This is a genomic window from Streptomyces sp. NPDC049813 (assembly GCF_044465085.1).
Lineage (GTDB): Bacteria > Actinomycetota > Actinomycetes > Streptomycetales > Streptomycetaceae > Streptomyces.
In genome coordinates this window covers 154,830-160,938 of the sequence record NZ_JBITLI010000019.1, presented here as the reverse complement: position 1 = coordinate 160,938, position 6,109 = coordinate 154,830, and the positions used below count along the sequence as shown (strand labels likewise).

Below are 6,109 nucleotides of genomic sequence, written 5' to 3'. Positions count from 1 at the left end.
AACAACGGCCCCATCACCGCCCAGGCAGCATCAGAAATCTCCCTATCCCTCACGACCGGACCAACGATCCGATGATCGGAAAGACACTCCCTAGGCGCGGGCGAGCGCACACGTGAGGCCGCGAAACACCTGGTGGGCGTCAACGCGCAGGGTCCTGGCCACCCGTTCGAATGGCGCGTTCTTCGTGCGGGCATGCCTTACCTGGCGGCCGCACCGGGTGCCGCAAGATCGTGAGAGCTGCCCTGTGCCTCCACGGAAAGTTGCCCTCCCCATGGGAACCCAGTTCGCCGACGTCCTGCTGCCGCCCTTGTACTCTCCGCTGGAGTCCGCCGTCCACCCACAGGTGCGCCGTGTCGTACAGCGGGCCCGTGCCCCGCTACCTCAGCCAGGGCCACTGGCCCGACGAACGGGAGGACCTGCGGCCGGAGTGGGCCGAGGACCCGTGCGACCTGCGGCCGGGGCCGGTGGCGGGCGCTCCCTCCATCGCGTGGTGGTGGGACCGGGACCTCAACTGACCTCTGCCGGGCCGGAGCAGTGCTGGGCAACCGGCCTCCGGTGACGGGCCGGCCCACCACGACCTGAGCCGTAAGCCAGCCCTACGCACCAGCACACCGGCACCCCATTCGGCACCACGCCACAAGCCGCCAATTCCCCCCCCCACCACACCCATCCCTTGCTCAAGGGGAGCACATGCCTGCCACCACCGCACCGCCCGCCGCGCAGCAACGCGCCCTGTCCGCCAGTGAGAGCGCTCTTGCCGCCACCGGCACACCCCTGATCATCAGTCACCGTCTGCACGGCCCGCTCGACCGCGCGGCCCTGGCCCGCGCGGTGGACGACCTCACCCGACAACACCCCGTGCTCACCTGCCGCATCACCCACCAGGACAGGGACCAGAACCAGAACCAGGACCAGGACCAGGACCAGGGCGGAAAGGAGGTCGCGTACCTCCGTCACGACCCACGTCTCCCGGCCCCCCATCTGACCGAGCACACGGACTTCGAGACGGCCACCGCCCCCTTCCCGGCCGATGCCCCGCTGTTCCGCGTCACGTTGCTGACCGAGAGCGCCGACCGCCACCAAGTCGTCCTGGCCGTCGCCCACGCCCTCAGCGACGGAACCAGCTGCCTGGCGCTGTTCAACGAGTTGTGGACCCGCTACACCGTGCACGCCACCAGCTCCGACCCTGAACTCCCCTCGCCAGCGGCCCCGTTGCCCCTGGCCGTGGAGGACCACTTCCGCGCCCGCTTCTCCGCCCAGGACATCACCGATTTCCTGGCCGAGCTGCGTACGACAGCCACCACCGCGCCCGCACCCGAACGCCTCCCTGCTCAGGCCGCTACCGAGGACGGACCGGACCCCGGCACCGGAAGCCACCTCCGCCACCTGCACCTCGACCCCACCCAGACGCAGCACTTCACCCGCACCGCCGCCGAGGCCCGTACCACCCCGCACGCCGTCCTGTGCGGTCTCGCACTGCTCGCCGTCCGGGATCAGCTCACCTCGCAGGACCGCGCCGTCCGGGATCAGCTCACCCCGCAGGACCGCGCCGTCCGGGATCAGCTCACCCCGCAGGACCGCGCCGTCCGCCTCGGCTGCCTGACCCCCGTCGACCTGCGCCCACGGATGGCACCGGCTCTGCCCCGCGACCACCTCGTCTTCGCCGCCGCCACGACCGAGGCGGTCCTCGACGTCCACCCCGAGGACACCCCGGTCGACCTCGGCCGCCAGGTGTGGCACCAACTGCGCGCGGCACTCACCGACGGGCGGCTCGACCGGGCCATCGCGGCCCTGCCCCAGCTCATGCACGAGATCGCGGCCGCACCGATGAGCATCGTGGTCAGCAGCCTGGGTGCCCGCGCCCGCACTTTCCCCCTCCCGCCGGGTCTCACAGCCGAACCCCTGTGGGGCTACTCCCCGCCGCCGGGCCCCCTGCCCGCCCTGTTCAGCGTCGGCACGCCGGACGGTGGACTCACCCTGCTCCTGGTGCTCCCGCGAGCCTGGTACACCCCCGAACAGGCCCAGGGCCTCGCCGACGGCCTCGGACACCACCTGCGACAGCTCGTCGAGACGCCCCCGCAGACACGTGTGCCCCGCACACCGGCGTCACCGGGTGCGGGGGCCGCGTGAGTGTGCGGGCGCCGGGTCGGCGCGATCAGTCGTCAGGCATGGTGGCGGGATATCCGTACTGCCAGATCCGCACCCCGCACGCTTCCTGCGCGTTCGGGATGGGTTCAGGGGTGTCGGGTCCGGTGACGTCGTGGCAGGCGGTCAGCTCGTATGCCAGGGCGAGGACCGCCTGGGTGTTGGCTCCCTCAAGGGTCAGGCGCACGAGTCCGGGACGTTCGAGGTGGGCGTCTTGGCTGCTCATGCCTCAGGTGACGTGCGCCCGCCGATCATGGTTCGTGGAACACCACAAGATCACCCGTTCGTGGCCCCGAGCAACGAGGGCTGCTCATAGCGAGGGCAACTGAGTGCGCGGAACCCGCTCATCCGGCTCCGGCTCCCAGGACCGCGGTCAGTTCGCCCGGGGTGAGAGTGATGTCGAACGTGTCGGCGAGCAGTTCGCCGATCCGCTCCGGCGCGACCTCCTTCTCCACGCGCGCACCGTCGGGTGTGAGGACCCTCCAGGTGGTGCCGTCGAGCTGGTGGTGCTCGGCGCCGGTGAATCGCTGGGCGAACAGGCGTGTGACGAACGGCGAGCGCGGATGTGTGCCGACGTAGTGGCTGCCGACCCGGTAGTCGACCGGATACTGCTGCACCAGGACGAAGGTGTTGCGGTCGCTCCAGCCGTCTGCCCCGTACTGGTACATCCTCCAGGTGTCGGACAGGGCGCCGGGGTGCCGTTCGAGGCGGTACCGCCAGCCATCGGCCTCCAGCGTGGCACCGTCGGCGAGTTCGATCGGTGCGGTCGGACCGCTGCCGAAGCCCACGTCGCACAGCCAGGCCCGCGCGTCGTCCGGGAAACGCACGACCAGCATGGCGTGCGTGGCCGGTGTGATCCTGGGGGCGCCCAGGGTGATGCGGCCGCTGATGCCGGTGATGTCGAACCCGAGTCGCTCCAGGGCGGCGGCGAAGAGAAGGACATGCTCGTAGCAGTAGCCGCCGCGGCGGTGTCGCACGAGGCGCTCCTGTACGGAAGCGAGATCAAGGGGCAGCGGCAGGCCGAGGACGGCGTGGACGTTCTCGAAGGGGATCGACGTGGTGTGGGCGTGCTGGAGCCGCCCGAGGGTGGCCAGGGTGGCGTCGCGCGAGCCGCGGAATCCGATCCGGCCGAGGTAGGCGTCGAGGTCGAGCTCCGCCCCCTGCCACACCGAAGTCGTCTGCGTGTCGCGCATGCTCTCGCCTCTCGTCCTTGATGCATTCACCATTGCCGGTACGTACCTGGACGCCCGCTCGATCGGAACCTACGCGAGACGCCCTTCCTATTCCTCATCCAGAGGTCCCGGGCGCAACCCGTCATTGGACCTAGGCCGTGTCCGCAAAGTCCCTCCTGCCGCGCGACGCCTGGCACGCGCTCTCGCCGCACCGGGCACAGACCCAAGTACATCCAGTACGAGGGCCTGCGCCCGGCACGCCGAGAGCACGCACCAGACGCCGCGCGGCCCGCCCTCCGGGCGAACGGAGGGACTTTGCGGACACGACCTAGGCCGTTCTCTCAGGACGCCGTCTCGGCGGGGGAGAGGCTGATCCCGACCCGGACGCGTTTGCCGACCACGGTCGGCTGGAAGGTCATGGACCGGGCGAGGAACGTGACGATCTCCAGGCCGTGCTGACCGATCCGCGACGGATCCGCCGCGCGGACAGCGGGCAGCAGCGGGTCGCTGTCCCATACCTCCACCAGCACGGTGTCCGCGGTCAACCGCAACTGCAACAGCCCCGGGCCGGGCGCGTACTTCACCACGTTCGTCACCAGCTCGCTGACGATGAGCTCGGTGTCCTGCACGGCCCGCGGCGACACCCCCACGTGCCGCTCCTGCGCGGCCCGGGAGAGGAACTGCGTGGCGGCCCGGCGCGCCTGGCCGATGCAGCTGTCGCTGCCGTCCAGCGCCAAGGCCAACTCATCGAATCGTCGGACGGCGGATCCGCCGTCACCGGCATACTCAGATGGTGTCGCTTCCACAGGTCGCCCTCGCTGTGCGTGCTCTGTTCATCCCTGCCCGCCGCCCCAGCGCCGCGCCCCGTACAGGCAGGACGCTACCGCGTACACCGAGCACCCTTACCGCACGCCTACACGCTCGCACCCCTGAGCAAGCCGCCGAGGCGGTCGGTGGCGAAGTCCGTGAAGGGGCGGGCCGCCATCAACTGGCAGTCGGCGGCGCCGATGTGGCCGCGATGGATGAGCCCGGCGTGCTCGGCGTCCTCGCCCACGCGCGGGAAGAAGCGACCGTTGTCGTCGCCCGCGTCGGCCGTCTCGACCCAGACGCGCTCCCCGTGGAGCAGGACGGGGAAGCGCCGTGTCTTGCGTCGTGCGTGAGCCGTGCGGGTCTCGGCATGGTGCAGGAAGCTGTTGCGGTTGTGGCCGACGCCCAGGAGCAGGATGTACGCGCCGAGCCGGTACATGCGGGCGAAGGGCGAGTCGCTCCCCAGCGCCTCGTTGTAGGGCTGGTCGCGGGTGATGTCGGCGGCCAGGGGTCCGAGTGCGGCGACGGAGGCCTGCGGGTGGCGGCCGCGCAGCCGGCCGGGCCGCGCGAGCAGGGCATTGGGCAGGGCGCCCATGCCCGTGGGCGTCGTGTCGGTGAACAGGGGTACCGCGGCACGCGCCTTCGCGGCGCCGGCGTCGGCGAGCGGCACCTCGGGCCGCGGGTCGCTGATGTGCGGGGTGAAGGTGGGCACGACGAGAGTGCCGTCCTCACCCAGAGCAGTACGCAGCGCGCCGACGACGGTGGTTGCTCCGCCCTCGACGGGGCCGAACGCCGACAGTGACGCGTGGACCATGACCACGGCACCGGACGGCACACCGAGGGCGGTGAACTGGTGACGCAGGTCGTCGTGGGTCAGGGGGACGGCGGTGCTCATCGTGCGGTGTTCTCTCTCCGTCGGCTGGGTGCCCGGCCGCACCCTGTGTGTGCGCGGGGCGCGGACTGCGCTTGAAGTGAAGGCCTGCGGGCCCGTGTGCCGGCGGTCGACCGGCCCGCCAACAGCGGTATCACGGCGTGGGCGCGCCCCTCGTGGCGGGGACGTGGGCGACCCGCCGGCCCCACGGCATGTTCGTGGCGCCCCCGCTGACAGACCCGCCGAGCGCTGTGACACGCCCGAGGGTCTCGTCGACGTCGTCCACGCCGATACTCAGCAGAATGCGCCGCGCGGCTTCTGCATCCTGGGCGTCCGCCGCTTTCCTGGTGACAAGAGAGCCGAACCCATCGCCCGCGACGCGGCACCGCCGCGCCTGAGACGCGGAACCGCCGCGCCTGAGACGCGGAACCGCCGCGCCTGAGACGCGGAACCGCCCGTACGGAAGTGCGGGAGCACGGACGGACGGCAGCCGCACACGTCCGTGACCGGCCGAGCCGGCCAGACCGACGTCAGCGGCCGCCGCGCCGCCGTACGCCGTCCAACTGCAGGACCAGAAACCGACGCCAGTCCTGCCCACCCGTCATGTTCGCCATCGCACCACGCGTGATGAGGATGAAGTCGGACGCCTGGAAGTCCGCACGCAGATGACCGGCGTCGACGGCGCGCCGCACGACCCGGTCGACGATCGTCCGGAACGCGCTCTTCGCCGCGTCGATGGCCTCCCAGCTCGGCTCGTGCGGACCCAGCAGCGCGAGGCGGAAAGCGGCGTCGGGCTGCACCGACTCCAGATATCCGTGGAGCAGGGTCTCGAACGCCTCCCACGCGTCCTCGATCTGCTCGGCGCTCCGGGCGAGGCCGGTCATCGCCTCGAATCGGCGCCCGATGATCGCGGCCCGCAGGGCCTGCTTGTCGGCGAAGTGGCGGTACAGGGTGCCTACGCCAAGTCCGGCGCGCTCGGCGATCTCGTCCATCTGCACGCTCTCGCCCCGGCGGGCGAACAGGTCGCTGGCCGCGTCGAGGATGGCCTCGCGATTCCGCCGGGCGTCGGCGCGCAGCGAGGGTTCCCGGGTGGTCATGGTCCTGATCGTAGTTG

At 71.2% G+C, this 6,109-nt stretch carries 7 protein-coding genes and 1 pseudogene; 2 read left to right on the top strand and 6 right to left on the bottom strand.

All coding sequences use genetic code 11. The annotated features are described in order from the left end of the window. The first annotated feature begins 368 nt into the window (after window positions 1-368). Window positions 369-515 carry a hypothetical protein gene (locus ACIBW6_RS31000; protein WP_399065454.1) on the top strand — a complete coding sequence of 49 codons (147 nt, stop codon included), beginning with the start codon at window positions 369-371 and terminating at the stop codon, window positions 513-515. A 175-nt stretch (window positions 516-690) separates the two neighbouring features. Beyond that, complete coding sequence (locus ACIBW6_RS30995) at window positions 691-2,130, top strand: condensation domain-containing protein (RefSeq protein ID WP_399065452.1); 1,440 nt, start codon at window positions 691-693, stop codon at window positions 2,128-2,130. A 25-nt stretch (window positions 2,131-2,155) separates the two neighbouring features. Here ACIBW6_RS30995 and ACIBW6_RS30990 read toward each other — a convergent pair whose 3' ends face one another. From ACIBW6_RS30990 to ACIBW6_RS30965, 6 genes and pseudogenes are all read right to left on the bottom strand, one after another. Beyond that, the gene (locus ACIBW6_RS30990; protein ID WP_399065449.1) at window positions 2,156-2,371 is read right to left on the bottom strand and encodes a hypothetical protein; all 216 of its coding nucleotides are present in this window, start codon (window positions 2,369-2,371) and stop codon (window positions 2,156-2,158) included. A gap of 118 nt (window positions 2,372-2,489) precedes the next feature. Beyond that, window positions 2,490-3,338, bottom strand: coding sequence for an arylamine N-acetyltransferase (locus tag ACIBW6_RS30985; protein WP_399065447.1), 849 nt, complete (start codon window positions 3,336-3,338; stop codon window positions 2,490-2,492). A 320-nt stretch (window positions 3,339-3,658) separates the two neighbouring features. Further along, window positions 3,659-4,060: an ATP-binding protein gene (locus ACIBW6_RS30980; protein ID WP_399065444.1), complete on the bottom strand. Its 402-nt coding sequence runs from the start codon at window positions 4,058-4,060 to the stop codon at window positions 3,659-3,661. 170 nt (window positions 4,061-4,230) lie between these two features. After that, window positions 4,231-5,019: an aminoglycoside N(3)-acetyltransferase gene (locus ACIBW6_RS30975; protein ID WP_399065442.1), complete on the bottom strand. Its 789-nt coding sequence runs from the start codon at window positions 5,017-5,019 to the stop codon at window positions 4,231-4,233. A gap of 130 nt (window positions 5,020-5,149) precedes the next feature. Continuing rightward, window positions 5,150-5,311, bottom strand: a pseudogene (locus tag ACIBW6_RS30970) (extradiol dioxygenase); the annotation flags it as partial. Between the two features lie 214 nt (window positions 5,312-5,525). Continuing rightward, a complete protein-coding gene (locus ACIBW6_RS30965) occupies window positions 5,526-6,092 on the bottom strand; it encodes a TetR/AcrR family transcriptional regulator (RefSeq protein ID WP_399065440.1) in 567 nt (188 codons plus the stop codon). Window positions 6,093-6,109: the final 17 nt, after the last annotated feature.

Bases quoted from the DNA above. Each gene is read 5' to 3' on its own strand.
- ACIBW6_RS30995 (WP_399065452.1), top strand. From the start codon at position 691: ATGCCTGCCACCACCGCACCGCCCGCCGCGCAGCAACGCGCCCTGTCC.
- ACIBW6_RS30990 (WP_399065449.1), bottom strand. From the start codon at position 2,371: ATGAGCAGCCAAGACGCCCACCTCGAACGTCCCGGACTCGTGCGCCTG.
- ACIBW6_RS30985 (WP_399065447.1), bottom strand. From the start codon at position 3,338: ATGCGCGACACGCAGACGACTTCGGTGTGGCAGGGGGCGGAGCTCGAC.
- ACIBW6_RS30975 (WP_399065442.1), bottom strand. From the start codon at position 5,019: ATGAGCACCGCCGTCCCCCTGACCCACGACGACCTGCGTCACCAGTTC.
- ACIBW6_RS30965 (WP_399065440.1), bottom strand. From the start codon at position 6,092: ATGACCACCCGGGAACCCTCGCTGCGCGCCGACGCCCGGCGGAATCGC.